Annotated in this window: 13 protein-coding genes; all 13 read left to right on the forward strand. The window is 56.1% G+C overall.

The window, feature by feature from the left end; translation table 11 throughout:
• The first annotated feature begins 129 nt into the window (after positions 1 to 129).
• The 13 genes from ACOSDM_RS19845 to ACOSDM_RS19905 all read left to right on the forward strand — a co-directional run bounded on the left by ACOSDM_RS19845 (position 130) and on the right by ACOSDM_RS19905 (position 15,361).
• Entirely contained in the window at positions 130 to 1,065 is a 936-nt protein-coding gene (locus ACOSDM_RS19845) for a PDR/VanB family oxidoreductase (RefSeq protein ID WP_420726280.1), read from the forward strand.
• Positions 1,055 to 2,260, forward strand: coding sequence for a Gfo/Idh/MocA family protein (locus ACOSDM_RS19850; protein ID WP_420726281.1), 1,206 nt, complete (start codon positions 1,055 to 1,057; stop codon positions 2,258 to 2,260). The genes ACOSDM_RS19845 and ACOSDM_RS19850 overlap by 11 nt, the downstream gene beginning before the upstream one ends.
• The gene (locus ACOSDM_RS19855) at positions 2,257 to 3,249 is read left to right on the forward strand and encodes an ABC transporter substrate-binding protein (RefSeq protein ID WP_420726282.1); all 993 of its coding nucleotides are present in this window, start codon (positions 2,257 to 2,259) and stop codon (positions 3,247 to 3,249) included. Before ACOSDM_RS19850 ends, ACOSDM_RS19855 begins: the two co-directional genes overlap by 4 nt.
• A 161-nt stretch (positions 3,250 to 3,410) precedes the next feature.
• Complete coding sequence (locus ACOSDM_RS19860; protein ID WP_420726283.1) at positions 3,411 to 4,406, forward strand: TAXI family TRAP transporter solute-binding subunit; 996 nt, start codon at positions 3,411 to 3,413, stop codon at positions 4,404 to 4,406.
• Positions 4,407 to 4,510: 104 nt separating this feature from the next.
• The gene (locus ACOSDM_RS19865) at positions 4,511 to 6,355 is read left to right on the forward strand and encodes a TRAP transporter permease (protein ID WP_420726284.1); all 1,845 of its coding nucleotides are present in this window, start codon (positions 4,511 to 4,513) and stop codon (positions 6,353 to 6,355) included.
• 80 nt (positions 6,356 to 6,435) lie between these two features.
• Positions 6,436 to 7,122 carry a FadR/GntR family transcriptional regulator gene (locus ACOSDM_RS19870; protein ID WP_420726285.1) on the forward strand — a complete coding sequence of 229 codons (687 nt, stop codon included), beginning with the start codon at positions 6,436 to 6,438 and terminating at the stop codon, positions 7,120 to 7,122.
• A gap of 99 nt (positions 7,123 to 7,221) precedes the next feature.
• Positions 7,222 to 9,036, forward strand: a complete 1,815-nt coding sequence (locus ACOSDM_RS19875; RefSeq protein ID WP_420726286.1) for a gamma-glutamyltransferase family protein — start codon at positions 7,222 to 7,224, stop codon at positions 9,034 to 9,036.
• Positions 9,020 to 10,936, forward strand: coding sequence for a TRAP transporter large permease subunit (locus ACOSDM_RS19880; RefSeq protein WP_420726287.1), 1,917 nt, complete (start codon positions 9,020 to 9,022; stop codon positions 10,934 to 10,936). The genes ACOSDM_RS19875 and ACOSDM_RS19880 overlap by 17 nt, the downstream gene beginning before the upstream one ends.
• A 48-nt stretch (positions 10,937 to 10,984) precedes the next feature.
• Positions 10,985 to 11,983 (forward strand): TRAP transporter substrate-binding protein, encoded by a 999-nt coding sequence (locus ACOSDM_RS19885; protein WP_420726288.1) that lies wholly within the window; start codon positions 10,985 to 10,987, stop codon positions 11,981 to 11,983.
• A gap of 69 nt (positions 11,984 to 12,052) precedes the next feature.
• Positions 12,053 to 12,274, forward strand: coding sequence for a hypothetical protein (locus ACOSDM_RS19890; RefSeq protein ID WP_420726289.1), 222 nt, complete (start codon positions 12,053 to 12,055; stop codon positions 12,272 to 12,274).
• Between the two features lie 37 nt (positions 12,275 to 12,311).
• Positions 12,312 to 13,787, forward strand: coding sequence for an aldehyde dehydrogenase family protein (locus ACOSDM_RS19895; RefSeq protein WP_420726290.1), 1,476 nt, complete (start codon positions 12,312 to 12,314; stop codon positions 13,785 to 13,787).
• A 13-nt stretch (positions 13,788 to 13,800) separates the two neighbouring features.
• Positions 13,801 to 14,961, forward strand: coding sequence for an iron-containing alcohol dehydrogenase family protein (locus tag ACOSDM_RS19900; protein ID WP_420726291.1), 1,161 nt, complete (start codon positions 13,801 to 13,803; stop codon positions 14,959 to 14,961).
• A 16-nt stretch (positions 14,962 to 14,977) separates the two neighbouring features.
• Complete coding sequence (locus ACOSDM_RS19905; RefSeq protein WP_420726292.1) at positions 14,978 to 15,361, forward strand: RidA family protein; 384 nt, start codon at positions 14,978 to 14,980, stop codon at positions 15,359 to 15,361.
• Positions 15,362 to 15,722 lie beyond the last annotated feature (361 nt).

A 15,722-nucleotide genomic window follows, 5' to 3' on the forward strand; every position in this document is an offset into this window, starting at 1 on the left:
TAGATATCTAAGAAAAACTAGCGCAATCGAGTCTTTCCGTCTAGAGTGTTTCTAAGAGATGAGGAAACGCATCACCCAAAATGAGGTGATACGCCATAAAAACAAATAGTTACGGATGGGCGTTCTGGCATGATGGATTTGGTGATCCGCGGCAAACGGGAAATTGCCGAGGGCATTTGGGAATTTGAACTGGCCGCTGCGGATGGGTCAGACCTGCCGCCTTTTACGGCGGGCGGGCATCTGTCGTTGGAAACACCCAGCAAGGCGATGCGGCATTATTCGCTGAGCAATATCCCCACAGAACATCACCGTTATGTCATCGCGGTAAAACATGAGCCAGACAGTCGGGGCGGGTCCCGGTCGATGGTTGAAGAGACCGAGATTGGTTCCACGTTGAAGGTAGATCAGCCAGGCAACGACTTTCCCCTGGTGGACGCACCAAACTATTTGTTGATTGCGGGCGGGATCGGCATCACCCCAATCCTGTCTATGGCGCGCCAGTTGAGTGCCGAGGGAAAACCGTTTCAGGTAATCTATTGCACACGTTCCGCACATCAGGCGGCTTATCTGGACGTGCTGCATTCTGATGAGATTACCGGGGAGGTGATCATTCATCATGATATGGGTGACCTGGATCAGGTCTATGACTTCTGGGATCATTTTGAGCGTCCATCGAACACGCATATCTATTGCTGTGGTCCGAAGCCCTTGATGGAAGAAGTGCGCGGCATGACCGGGCATTGGCCGGAATCTGCGGTTCACTTCGAAGATTTCAAACCGGTCGAAGTTGTGCGCGCCGATGATGTGGCCTTTCAGGTTCATCTGTCCAAATCCGGCAAGACCCTGACCGTACCGGCAGACCGCACGATCCTTGAGACAGTGCGAGAGGCTGGTGTGTCTGCCGTCAGTTCCTGCGAAAGCGGCACCTGCGGTACCTGCAAGACACACTACAGCGCCGGGACAGTTGATCATCGCGACATGGTTTTGATGCCTGAGGAAAAGTCATCCTGCATCATGATTTGTGTATCCAGGGTCAAAGAGGGGGATCTGACCCTTGACCTGTGATCCACCGATCCGGCTGGGCGTGGCGGGTCTGGGCCGCGCCTTTATGCTGATGCTGCCCAGCTTTGAAAATGATCCCAGGGTGGAATTGGCCGCCTGTGCGGCCCCTCGGGAATCGTCACGCACTGCATTTGTGCAGCGCTTTGGCGGGGCTGCCTATGACAGTGTTGAGGCCTTATGTGGTGACCCGACACTGGATGCGATCTATATCGCAACCCCGCACCAGATGCATCGCACCCACGCCACTTGCGCGGTTATGGCGGGTAAACATGTGCTGCTCGACAAGCCGTTATGCGTCACTCTGGAAGATGGGGAGGCGATTGCCCAGGCAGCAGAGCGTGCCGGAAAGATTGTCATTGTCGGGCCCAGCCACAGCTTCGACGCGCCGGTCCTGAAGGCGCGCGCTTTGATTGACAGCGGCAGCCTGGGTCAGGTGCGCATGGTGCATGCGTTGAATTACACGGATTTTCTGTATCGCCCCCGCCGACCGGAAGAACTGATGACATCGGAAGGGGGCGGCGTGATCTTCAGTCAGGGCGTGCACCAGATTGATATTGTGCGCTTGTTGGCAGGCGGCATGGTCTCCACCGTGCGGGCGACAACCGGACAATGGGATGATAAACGACCCACCGAATGCGCTTATTCCGCCCATTTGACCTTCGCCGAAGGGGCGTTCGCCAGTTTGACCTATTCCGGTTTTGCCCATTTCAACAGTGATGAATTCTGTGACTGGATTGGGGAATTGGGCCATGACACCGATCCCACGGCCTATGGCAAGGCGCGCAAGGCGTTGCAATCGGTCCAAACGCCCCAGGATGAAATCCGTCTGAAAACAGAGCGCACTTTTGGGGCCTCTCCAGCCCCGGCTGTTCCGGCCCATAATGAACATTTCGGAACGATTTTGGTCAGTTGCGACGGGGCCGATTTGCGTCTGACCCCTGATGGAGTCTGGGTCTATGGGCATACACAGCGTGACTTTTTATCAACCCCTTTGGATGCCATTCCCCGCAAGGGTGTGATGGAGTCTCTGGTTGCTGCGGTTCGGCAATCACAGAACCCGATCCAGGATGCCAGATGGGGGCTTGCCAGCCTGGAAGTGTGTCATGGGATCCTGCAATCATCAGAAGTCGGCACAGATATTCGCATGCACCATCAGGTTCCCGTGCGCCGCACAGAAGAGAGGAAAAATCAGATATGAGTAAACTACAGCTGTCCATCGCGATGGGGGATTATGACCGAACCCGTGCGATTTACGACGGGCGCGTGCAGATCGATGGTGTTGATCCTGTCTGCATGTTGCAGGTTCCAGAAGAAATGTTCTTCCGTGCCTTTCGGCATCAGGCCTATGATGCGTCGGAAATCTCTTTTTCCTCCTATGTTGTCAGCCTGACGCGGCCCGACCCCCATTACATTGCCATTCCGGTGTTCCTTTCGCGGGCCTTCCGTCATACGTCGATCTATATCAATACGACCAAGGGCATTAAAACGCCGAAGGATCTGATCGGTAAGCGCATCGGAATCGCGGAATATCAATTGACCGCCAATGTCTGGGTACGCGCGATTCTGGAGGATGAATACGGTGTAAAACCCTCTGACGTCCAATGGGTGCGGGGTGGTATGGATACAGCTGGTCGCCCGGAGAAACTGAAAATTGACCTGCCCGCAGATGTAAAGCTGGAGCAGGCGCCTGAGGGGGCGACCCTGAACCATATGCTGGCGGAAGGGGAGATCGATGCCTTCGTCGGTCCCCGTTGGCCGCGCAGCTTTAACGAAGGCGACCCCCGTGTTGGGCGCTTGTTTGAAGATACTGTTGGGGTCGCGGAAGAGTACTACAAGCGCACACAGCTGTTCCCGATCATGCATTTACTGGGATTGCGCCGATCCTTGGTCGAAGACCATCCCTGGCTTCCGGGGGCGTTCCAGAAGGCCTTTACCCAGGCAAAGGCGCTGTCGCAATCGGCTCTGGATGATACATCCGCGACTAAGGTAACCATGCCGTTTGTGGAAGATACGCTGCAACGGGCGAGGGCACTGATAGGCCCGGATTTCTGGTCTTACGGCACCGCGTCAAACTACAAGGTTTTGGACTATTTCCTGGAGCAACATCACCGCCAGGGCTTGTCACCAAGGCGTGTGACGGTCGAAGAGTTGTTTCATCCATCAACCTACGAGGCCTACAGTTTGTAGGGGGAGGCGTTTGGTAAATTGACAGGCCTAAAAAAGCCAGCCTACAGTAATAATTAGATATCTAATAATATGTCCGTCGGAAGAACCGATGGCGATGGAGCTGACCGGATACTCCGGCAGCAAATAATAGCCCGGATTACGGGCTCAATTGGGAGGATAGAATGAGAAAATCCATCAAAACGAGTCTGCTTGCACTATCGGTTGTTGCTGGGGCGGCGCTGGCATCTGCGCCGGCCAATGCGGCCTATAACCTGACCTTATGTGGTGCCAGCCCTGGGGGCCTGTGGTCTCTGTTGGGTGCTGGTGTCGACAATGCAGTCAAGGCCGCATTCCCTGGTTCGACGGTTACCTATCAAACCTCTGGCGGCGGCTTTGCCAATGTCGTGCAGTTGGATCAAAAGAAATGTGATATCGCCATCATTCATGATGCTGAGGTGAAATCAGCGCTGGCGGGGGCAGAGCCTTTCAAGGCCCCGGTCGATTCGATGCGGACCCTGGCGGTTATGTACACCTGGGCACCGATGCAATTGCTGGTGAACAAGGATTATGCGACCGAGCATAACATCAACACGATGGAAGACATCGCGACCCAGAAACTGCCGATTCAGATATTGTTGAATCGTAAAGGCAATGTGGTCAGTGATATTGGGGCAACGATGCTGACAACGGTGGGGGCGTCTCCTGAAAACATTGAATCCTGGGGTGGCGGTGTGACCTATGCCGCGTCCAAGGAACAGGGCGAATTGATGCGTGACCGTCGGGCGGATGCAATTCTGAACTCTTTGTTTGTGGGCCATGGGTCGATCCGGGAGCTGGCTTCCGCAATTGATCTGAAGCTGGTGCCGGTTCAGAAGGAAACGGCTGATGCCGTTGCCAAGGAATGGAATATCAGTGAATTCGTAATCAAAGGCGGTTCCTATCCCTGGGCACCGGACGATACGCTGACGGTGACGGTTTCCGCCCAGCTTTTCGTGCGGGAAGACGCGGACCCCAAGTTGGTCGAGGATTTGGCCACAGCGTTGGCCGATCATGCCGATCAGGTCAGCAGTGTCCATAAAGCGATGGGGTCTTTGGATGCCAAGCTGATGGCGTCTGGAACGGCTGCGCCGTATCACCCGGCCGCCGCTGCTGTCTTTAAGGCAAAAGGCCTGCAGTAATCTAGATAGGGACGTCTGCACCCCCGTTGAACCGGTTTGGTTTGGCGGGGGTGTGCATCCTCAAATCGACTATCACATCCGCATCTCAGGTTTGGAACAAAGCTGTGTCTTTTCTCTCTATTGCATTTGATACCGGTCTGCGCAGACGCCCTGTTGGGACCCTTGCCCTGGTCACAAAAGTCTATGCCGCTGTGGTGGCCGGTTGGACGATTTATGCGGCAGGGTTCTCCCGAACCGATATTTTACCCCTGACCATTACCTTTTTATCTTTGATGCTGGTCTTAACCTTCATCCTGATCACGCCGACAACAAAGTCCAACCCGGATAAGTTTCCATTTTATGAATGGATTCTGGCGGCGGCTGCTTTTGCCTGTGGCGCTTACTTCGTGACAGAAAGTGATACCATTTCACAACGGATCACATTGCTGGATCCCTTGTCTGACCTGGATGTTCTGGCATCCCTGACATTGATCATTTTGTCGATTGAGGCGATGCGACGCACGGTTGGCCTGGGGCTGACATTTATTGTTATCGCCTTCATCGCCTATAACCTGTTTGGCGACAAGTTATCCGGTCCCTTGAGCCACGGTGAAATCACCCTGGAGCATTTCCTGGATATCATGGTGTTTACAACCGACGGCCTGTTTGGTGTGCCGATCCGGGTGGCTGCGACCTATGCCTTTCTGTTTGTTCTGTTTGGGACGACACTTTCTAAAACAGGTGGAGCGGACTTCTTCTTTAACTTCGCAGCGTCATTGACGGGTGGGTCAAAGGGCGGACCGGCAAAGATCGCCGTTATCTCCTCTGGCTTGTATGGAACGATATCCGGCAGCCCGACCTCTGATGTTGTGACCACGGGGTCGGTCACCATCCCGATGATGAAACGGCTTGGCTATAATTCCGCCTTTGCCGGGGGCGTCGAAGTCGCAGCCTCAACCGGGGGCAGTCTGGTGCCGCCTGTCATGGGCGCTGCTGCTTTTATCATGTCAGAGCAGATCGGCATTCCTTACATCGATATTGCCATTGCGGCCTTGATACCGGCGATTCTGTACTATCTGCCGATCTATATGCAGGTTCATCTGCGGGCCAGTAAGGAAAACCTGCAGGGTATGGATATGTCGAAAATTCCAGCCCTGATGCAAACCATGAAAGAGGGTGGCCTGTTTCTGGTACCTCTGGTCGTTATTACCTGGGCCCTGGTGAATGGGTATACGCCCACCTATGCGGCAATTTATGGAACATTGACTGTTCTGGCTGTGTCCATGGTCCGTCGCAGCACCCGGTTAACACCGGCCAAGGTCTTCGATATCCTGTCTGATACCTGCATTAAGATGGTTGCCGTCACGGGGGCCTGCGCAGCAGCGGGACTGGTCATTGGCGGCATTACCATGACCGGGCTGGCTTCCAAATTCGGGACACTGGTTTTTCTGATTTCCAATCAGGACGTCCTGATCTCCCTGATTGTCGCGGCAGGGCTGACCATTCTTCTGGGACTGGGTATGCCAACGCCCAGCGCCTATATTCTGGCGGCGGTTCTGATTTCCCCGGTCATGCATGATCTGGGGATTGATCTGATGGCCGGGCATTTGTTCCTGCTGTATTTTGCGGTGATGTCCGCCCTGACACCACCCGTTGCCGTAGCGGCCTATGCCGCCAGTGCGATCGCGGATGAGGCCCCGATGAAGATTGCAGGGGCGGCTGTGCGTATTGCCATCGGTGCCTTCCTGATCCCCTTTGCCTTTGTCTTTGATCAGGCATTGCTGCTGCAGGGCAGTGTGATCGGGATCATTATGGCCACAGTGTTCACAGCGGTCGGTCTGACCTTGTTCGTCATCGCCCAGGAAGGTTATTGGAAACAGCGTCTCAATGCCCCGGTTCGGGTACTTTTGGGGGCTGCGGGCTTGCTGATAATTTTCATTCGTCCCCTGTCGCAGTATGTTTTGTCCTAAGGACGCGATAAAGAAACAGTGGCATTTATCGGATAGATGGATCACAATGGTCCAGTAATGGTTCATTAAAGGGTGATCCGATGTCCGATATGCGGGGGCATGCCCGTAAAGCCCTGGCGGCGTTGCGTCAATTTGTGGAAACGCAGGTTCTGGAGGGGCATTGGCCCCCCGGGACACAGTTACCGACGGAGCGCGAGCTGGCGGATCAATTCGCCATCAGCCGCAACACGGTGCGCCGACAAATGCTGCAACTGGTCAAGGATGGCTGGATCGACCGCCATGTCGGGCGGGGCACTTTTGCGTGTGCGCCGCCTGGCGTATCGAGCGTTTCTGACGCTGACGCCAGCACCGTGAACCCGGAAGAGGTTATGGAGGCACGTTTGCTGATTGAGCCCTTGCTGGCGAAGCTGGTTGTCATTCGTGCCAGCAATGCAGAACTGGCATCTATGGAAGACATCCTTGCCGCCGGTGCGAAATCAGAAACCATGGCGGAATTCGAATATTGGGACAATAAACTGCATCGGGCCATCGCTGAGGCGTCAAAGAACCAATATCTGATCACAATCGTCGAAGGGATTCATAAGGCCCGGCAATCCCCGGCCTGGTTTGGATTGCGCCGCCGCGGGTTGACCGACGAGCGTCGGCAGATTTACCAACAGGATCATACGGCCATTGTTCAAGCCCTGGTACGTCGTGATGGAGAACAGGCCAGGGAGGCGATTTTAAGCCATCTGAGCCGAGTTCGGACAAATTTAATGATTACATGACAGATTCCTGTTGGAATTATTTTAGGATTGCGTCACTATTGGTTCACTAAATCGTCACATTGGTTCAAAATTGGATCAATTAAAGGCTGGAGAGTGAGCATGCAAGTGTCACGGCCAGAGGTACAGGGTTGGTTCGGCGTCGCGACGTCGACCTATGCCGCTGCCAGTCAAGCTGCGATGCGCATGTTGGAGCTGGGGGGGAATGCCTTTGACGGGGCTGTGGCCGGTGGCTTCGTGCTGCAAGCGGTGGCCCCCCATCTGAATGGTCCCGCCGGGGATGTTGCAATGCTGGTTTATGATGCCGCCGATGGGCGCGCGCAGGCCGTATGCGGACAGGGGCCGACACCAAAAACAGCGACGATAGACGCGATACGCGCCCTAGGTCTGGATCGCATTCCAGGGACAGGTTTGCTGTCTGCCGTGGTGCCCGGGGCATTTGATGCCTGGATGCTGCTTTTGGCGGAAAAGGGAACATTACCACTGCGCACAGTGATTGAACCGTCATTGGACTATCTGGATCGGGGCGTCCCTGTGGATGGCCGCCTGCATGCCACGCTTGTGGCGGCACAATCCGTTTTTCAGCGCTACTGGCCGACCTCAGTGGAGGTGTTTCTTCCTGATGGTACGGTCCCGGCGGTAGGGGAATTGCTGCGCAATCCAACTTTGTATTCCGTTTTTCACCGTCTTTTGGATGAAGCAGAAGCGGTCGGATCGGACCGGCTGGCACAGATTGAAGCCGCCCGTGCGATATGGTCCGATGGTTTTGTCGCCCAGGAAATTGATGCCTTTTGCCGCCAGACAGAAGTGATGGATGTGTCTGGTCAGGTGAATGGCGCATTGTTGCGGGGGGCAGACCTGGCAGGGTGGCGGGCCTGGTTCGAACCAGCCCTGTCGCTGGAGTATGCAGGCTATCAGGTGCTGAAATGCGATAGCTGGACGCAGGGGCCTGTTCTGTTGCAAGCGCTGGCCTTGTTGCCGGCCCAAGAGATGGCGGCACTGGACCCCAATGGGGCAGAATTTGTGCATCGGGTGACCGAAGCCTTGAAACTGGCCTTCGCGGATCGGGAAGTATTCTACGGGGACCCAAAAACCGCCCGTGTCCCGATGAACCGATTGTTGTCACAAGACTATGCGGCCTTGCGGCGTGACGAGATCTCCGCGCGGGCCTGCAATGATTGGCGCCCGGGCAATATTGCAGGCTGTGGCGCACCGATCGATTATGCTGCCGCCTGTGCCCGCAAACGGGAAACCGGCTTGCTGGCCGCCTATGGCGGCGGGGAGCCAACGGTTCAATCGATTGAGGCACTGGGCTATCGTGCCAGCGTCAGCGGGGATACCTGTCATATCGATGTGATCGATGCTGCCGGGAACATCGTGTCAGCAACCCCATCCGGTGGGTGGTTGCAATCCTCGCCCGCCATTCCGTCTCTGGGATTTCCCCTTGGAACGCGGGCACAGATGATGTGGCTGGACCCTGTCGCCCCATCGGGTTTGGGACCGGATCGACGCCCGCGCTCCACACTGACGCCAACGCTTGTTCTGGATAAGGCCGGTCGGGGATATCTTGCCTGTGGCACACCGGGTGGGGACCAGCAGGATCAATGGCAAGCGGCTTTTCTGATCCGGCATCTGGTGCATAAAATAGGCCTTCAAGAGGCGATAGAAGCCCCTTCGTTTCATAGCGAACATTGGCCCAATTCGTTCTATCCCCGCCATGCTTCACCCGGTCGCCTGGTGGTTGAGGGTCGGTTTGGTTCCCAGGTATGCGATGATCTGAAGCATCGGGGCCACGATTTAAGCATTGGCGATGATTGGTCGGAAGGCCGTCTGACCGCCGCTGCGCGAGACCCAGATGGCCGCGTGCGGGCGGCCGCAAATCCAAGAGGAGGGCTGGGCTATGCCGTTGGTCGATGACGCCCTGTCTGGATACACAAAAGAGCGGGATGCAAACAGCGGGCAATCTGCGACGGGATTACGGTTGGCGGCTCAACGGATTCTCGGGTTTTTCGATAGCGTCATTGGCGGGGCGGCAACGCTGGCGCTGATCGCGTTGATCCTGATTGTTTTGGCCAATGTTATCGGACGCTATGGCTTCAACAATTCCCTGACCTGGGGCGGGGAGGCGGCGCAATGGCTTTTCATTGGCGTGATCTTTCTGGCGGTTCCCCTGGCGCATAGAGGGCGGGCGCATCTGTCGATTCAGTTTCTGGTCGAACGGCTGCCGGTACCATTGCAGACGGCGGCTGGCTTTCTCAGCGATTTGATCATCGCCTATGCGACGGTGATGCTGTTGTTGGGCGGGATGACCCTGATTGATGCGGTCGGTGGCGTGAATTATGCCCTTAATCTGCCAAGTTGGGTTAAGTTTGCACTGATCCCCGTGACCAGCGCGTTGGGTCTTTTGTATTTGGCGCTGCAAGGTCTGGATGAGGGGAAACGCCCCTGGCGCGGGATCATCAGCATCGTGCTTGCCTTTGGCCTGTATTTTCTGTTGCAGCCAGGAGGCTTGGTCAGCCTTAAGGGCCTTGATCCCGGCACCACGATGATTGTCAGCTTTCTGGTCGCCATGGCGATTGGAACGCCGGTTGCTTTCGCCATGATTTTTGCAGCCTTTGCAGCCAATGCCGCTGGTGCGGTAATGCCCCCAGCCGCCGTGGTTCAGACGATGGTGAATGGGTCCAGTAAGTTCCTGTTATTGGCGATCCCGTTTTTCATCGCAGCAGGGGCGTTGATGAATGTGGGGGGGCTGACGTCACGCCTGATGGATTTCGCCTTCAAGCTGGTAGGGCATTTGCGCGGTGGCTTCGCACAGGTGAACATCGTGTCCAGCGGCTTTTATGCCGGAATCAGCGGGTCCAGCTATTCAGAAGCTGCGTTGGGCACAAAGCTGTTGGTGCCGCAGATGGTCAAGCATGGCTATTCGCCGGGCTTTTCCTGTGCCGTCACGGCGGCGGCTGCGACATTGCCCAATGTCATTCCGCCTTCTATCGCCCTGTTGATTCTGGCGTCGGTCGCGAATCTTTCTGTTGGCAGTTTGTGGCTGGCAGGTGTTGTCCCTGGCCTGTTGATGGGCGCCAGTCTGATGCTGTGTATTTATGTGATTGCCCGGATGCGGGGCTATGGCACCGCCAATCAGGCCGCCAGTTGGTCCGATCGGGGACGCGCCGGTATCAAGGCGCTGCCGGTTCTGGGGTTGGCGATCGTGATCATCGGCGGGATTCGCGGCGGCGTTGTCACCCCGACAGAGGCTGGTGTCCTGGCGGTTGCCTATGCCTTTGTCTTGGGGATTGCGGTCTATCGTACATTCACCTGGCGGGAACTTTGGCAGACTTTGCGTGGGGCAGCGGTGGAAGCGGCGATGGTTGGCCTTTTAATCGGCGCGGCGGCGCCTTTCACCTTCGTTCTGGTAACAGAACAGATTCCTCAATCGCTGTCGGCACTGATCACCGGCCTGTCGGATAATCCCTATATCGTGCTGTTGCTGGCGAATGTGCTGATGCTGTTTTTTGGCATGTTCCTGGATATTGGTGCAGCGATCCTGATCTTAACGCCACTATTGATGCCAGTTATGGTCAGCATGGGCGTAGATCCGATCCATTTCGGTCTGATTGTGGTCGTTAATCTGATGTTAGGTGGTTTAACGCCCCCGGTTGGTATGTTGGTCTTTATTTCATCGGCGATCTCAAAAACGCCGGTGCATGACGTTTTCCGTGCGATGTATCCCCTGTTGGGCGCGCTGTTGATCGCCTTGGTGATCATCACTTACGTACCCGCAGTGTCGCTCGGTCTTGGTTGGCTTTTACAAGGAAACTAATGACGGAAAAGCCAGATATTCACAGGTACAACACTAGGAGGCAGAGGGATGTTTGTTAAACGCACACTGAAGACAGGACCGGGGCTGTTGCTGGCCGCGGCGATGGGATTATCACTGACCTGGGCCGGGGTCGCTCAGGCGGATCCAACACAGATCACGGTCGGTGTTATCTATGGAATAGACAAGCCGCAAGGCAAGATCTGGACCAAGATGAATGAATTGGTCGAGAAGAAGATTCCGGGTCAGATCACCTTTAACATCGTCCCGGACGGTGCCTTGGGTGGTGAGAAAGAGGAAGTCGAAGGCGTCCGTTTGGGCTCCATTCAGGCAGGGATATCAACCCTGGCCAATATGTCCACATGGGTTCCGGAAACGTCCCTTTTCGACATGCCATTCATCTTCCGCGACCAGGCCCATATCGACAAGGTGATGGCTGGCCCAATCGGGGATGAGTTCAAGGACCTGTTCGCAAAACAGGGTTTCAAAGCCTTTGGCTTCATCACCTATGGCGCACGTCATGTGATTTCCAAGGCCAAGATTACTGGTCCGGACGATGTGAAGGGATTGAAGATGCGGGTTATTCAAAGCCCGCTGCACATTGCCTTGTGGGAGTCACTTGGAGCCAGCCCAACGCCGGTTCCGATTACAGAAGCCTATAATGCGCTGGAAACCGGTGTGGTGGATTACATGGATATGACCATGTCGGGCTATCAGGCGCTGAAATTGTATGAAGTCGTGCCAAACTTTGCCAGGACATCCCATATCTGGGCGCTGGGCGTGATGTATATGAGCATGCCGTTCTGGGAATCGCTGACACCGGAACAGCAAGCCGCGCTGGAAGAAGCCGCAGCGGAAGCGATTCCCTATTTCAATGGTCTGGCTGCTGGGGAACAGGAAGAATCCCTGGCGAAAGCTGTTGAAATGGGCGCAACGGTGGTCGAACAGGATACCGCCGAATGGCAAAAGGCGATGGCACCGTTCTGGGCCAGTTATGCCGATAAGGTCGGTGGGATCGAAAAAATCGAAACCATTGTGAATACCAAGTAAATGAGGGTCGGGTCTGGGGTTTTGCGCCCCGGACCCGACGCCTTCCGATTCAAGAGTGAGAGGTCCGGCATGGCAGATTTCATCGAAGAAGACCGGGTGCGCGACGGGCCAATGGATCAGGAAATCCTGACCATGGTGGTTGAAGCACTGCGCCATCAGGGCTTTCCAAATGCCACGCATGAATCGATTTTCGGTGATCCGGATCATCGCGCTGCAGCCGTTGATTTGCTGAAAGACTGTCGCCCAATGCCGGTTGTCTTGTCCCTGATAGACGCGCTGCACTCACACTAGAGGCACCGCGTATCCTGTTGATAGAATGGAGAGAGCAATGGCCCAGGCCATGCCGTTAATGACTGCCAGCGCGGATCTGCGGGCCCGCTATCCTGAGGGTACTGTTTACATCGATGGCGCTTTCATCGCGCCCCCGTCGCGTTTGACTGTATATGGCAAACAGTTTGGCGACACGATTTGCGACGTCGGGTCTGGAAACGCCGATGTGATTGATGCGGCAGTGACAGGCGCGGATAAGGCGTGGCCCGCCTGGCGTGCAATGGCACCATCCGCCCGGGCCGCCCTACTGTATGCCATGGCCGATCGTCTGGCCGGGGAGATGGATCAGTGGATTTCATTGGAGGCGCATCATGCCGGGAAGCCGTTGTCGGATGCGCGGATCGATATCGTATCGGCGGTCATGACCCTGCGCTGGTTCGCAGGTTTTGCCGACCGGATTGATGGGCGCGTTGTTGCCTCTGCGGAGACAGTACATCGTTACATCCGACGTGAACCCCTTGGCGTATGTGGCCTGATCGTGCCGTGGAACTTCCCCCTTCTGATGATGGTGTGGAAGGTGGCGCCGGCTCTGGCGGCGGGAAACACGGTGGTTGTGAAACCTGCCAGCCTGACACCGCTGACGGCCCTGTTGTTTGCGAAGCTGGCCAGTGATGCCGGATTGCCGGCTGGGGTCCTGAACGTTGTGCCTGGGCCGGGAGAAGCAGCAGGCATGGCATTGGTCCGTCATCCGCGTGTCACCAAGATCAGCTTCACAGGCTCTACAGAAATAGGGAAGCAGGTTGCCCGGATTGCCGCCGATACGGTCAAGCGCGTGACCTTGGAATTGGGTGGCAAGTCCCCGACCATCATTCTGGACGATGCCGATCTGGAGAAGGCAATTCCTGCCTCTGCAGCGGGATGTTTCGGGCATGCTGGACAGAAATGTGCCGCCCGCACACGGGTCATTGTCAGTGAAAGCCGTGCCGATGAGGTCGTTGAGCGCCTGGCAAAAATCGCTACAGGCTTGAAGATCGGGGACCTGTCGGATACTGCGACGCAATTGGGCCCGGTCATCGACAACAATGCGCAATCCAGAATTTTAGGGATGTGCCAGGATGCACAGAAGGCGGGGGCATCTCTTGTCTGTGGCGGGGATGCTCCGGATCACACCGGCCCCTATGTTTCCGCGACAATTTTCGATCAAGTGAAATCCGGTGATGTGCTGGCCCAGGAAGAAGTATTCGGTCCGGTCATGGCCGTCATTCGTGTACCAGATGAGGATGCCGCTATCGCCGCCGCCAATGACAGTGACTATGGCCTCGCCGCCACTCTGTGGACACGGGATGTCGGCAAGGCGCATCGGATCTCCGGTCAGATTCAGGCGGGAACCGTCAGTGTGAACACGCCTGCCGTGGTCGGCATCGAAACCCCGTTTGGGGGGTATAAGCAAAGCGGATATGGCCGCGAATTGGGGTTGGAGGGCCTGGATGCCTATCTGCAATCCAAGGCGGTAATTATGGATATCAGTTCTTAAGGAGTTTTGATCAATGTCTGGTCCCTTCGTATTTCTGCATTCTACACATTGTGTGCAATTTGGTCCGGGCTGTCTGTCAGCCCTGCCGGATTTGGCAAAGACTGAGGGTAGAAAGAAGGCTGCTATTCTGCTGGATGCGTATTTCATGGGGGGCCCGTTGCAGGATCGGCTATCAGAAATCCTGAAGGATTTTGCCCCTGTCTTTCACGCAGTCCCACAACATGAGCCTGATACCAACACAGTTGAAGACGCCCGTGCGGCCCTTTCGCAGGCTGAGGCGGATTTGATTCTGGCGGTCGGGGGTGGCTCCACCCTGGACACTGCCAAAGCTGCGCGCATGTTGCTCAGTAATCCGGGGCCCATTGAGAATATTGTCGGTGCCATGGGCATGCCGATGATCGCCCATGACAGCCTGTTCGTTGCGGTTCCCACGACGGCAGGCACCGGCAGCGAGGTTTCAGAATCCGCGGTCATCGCAAAGACAGGGACCGACTATAAGATGGTCCTAAGATCCCCCAATATGGCGGCGCGTCTGGCATTGTTGGATCCGGAACTGGGTGTAACGGCACCGCCAGGTGTAACAGCAACCGCAGGCTATGATGCCATCACCCATGCGGTGGAGGCTTACACGTCGAAATTTGCGACTGTAATGACCGATCCGTTTGCGCGGTCTGCGATGGAGCTTCTGGCCGTGTCGCTGCCCATTGCTTTTGAAAAGCCAGATGATATCGAGGCACGCGGGAACTGTCTGATTGGATCGATGCAAGCTGGCATCGCCTTTAATTCCGCGCATTTGGGATTGGCACATGCAATTGCGGGTGCATTGGGTGCCTTGCATCATGTGCCGCATGGCCTGGCGAATGCCTTGGCGCTGCCGTGGAGCATGGCTTTCAACCAGCCAGTCCTAGGGGAAAAAGGTGAGATCGTGGCTGGGATTTTTAAGGGGGCGACCTCCGCGGCTGGCCTGTCTGCGATGCGCAAGAAGGTTGCGCTGGATATCGGTCTGGACAAATTTGTCCCGACCGATGCAGAACGGGATCTGGTGGCGGAGGGGGCTGCGAAAAGCGGCCAGATCAAGGTCAATCCGCGCCTTGCCAGTGCTGCCGAGATTCGCGTGATCCTGGAACATATGCGCCAGCCGACCGAAGGGCTGCAGCCCAATCTTAATTTATAAGGAAGGACACTCTGATATGACAATCCACAACCCTGACAGCATCGCCGCCCCGGTTGGGGCCTATGTCCATGGCCTCGAAACCGCGCCAGGCGCTCGGATACTGCATGTCTCCGGTCAAATCGGTATGGCAAAGGATGGCACAATTCCAGCCGGCACCAAGGCGCAGTCGGAGCTTGTCTGGCAGAATATCGCAGAGATTCTGGCTTCCGCAGGGATGGAGATTTCGGACATTGTGAAGATGACGGCCTACTTGTTGGGTCCGGAAGACCTCGCAGACTATGGCGCTGCCCGCACCGCCGCCCTGGCTGGGCATAAGCCGACATCCACCCTGATCTTTGTCGCAGGCCTGGTGAAACCTGAATTGCGGGTTGAGGTCGAAGTCGTCGCCGCCAAGGCCTAAGCCCAGTTCCTTTGCGGTTTCCTTTTTTGAAAATGAGCCGCAAAGGGCGCAGAGGGGCGGGTCGCGCAATGCCAAAAATTCCCATTCTCACCCTGAGGAGGCGCTGTAAGTGTGGTGCTTTCAGAGGGCTCCCCCTTCGAGACGCTACGTCCCTCAGGGAAGGGTGCATTTGTCTGACACATCGTCACCCCGGACGTGATCCGGGGTCCAGGGCAGCAGGCGGGATTGGTGCGGGTGGCCCTGGATACCAAGGACTCACGAAAGAAGTGCAACACTGCTAGAACGGTGTTGCGATGGGAAATTCATATGATCAGCTCTGTCTTTCGGAGCGTATAGAGATCTACCGCCTTCATGAAGGCGG

This window comes from Hwanghaeella sp. LZ110 (assembly GCF_048892525.1).
GTDB lineage: Bacteria > Pseudomonadota > Alphaproteobacteria > UBA8366 > Aestuariispiraceae > Pacificispira.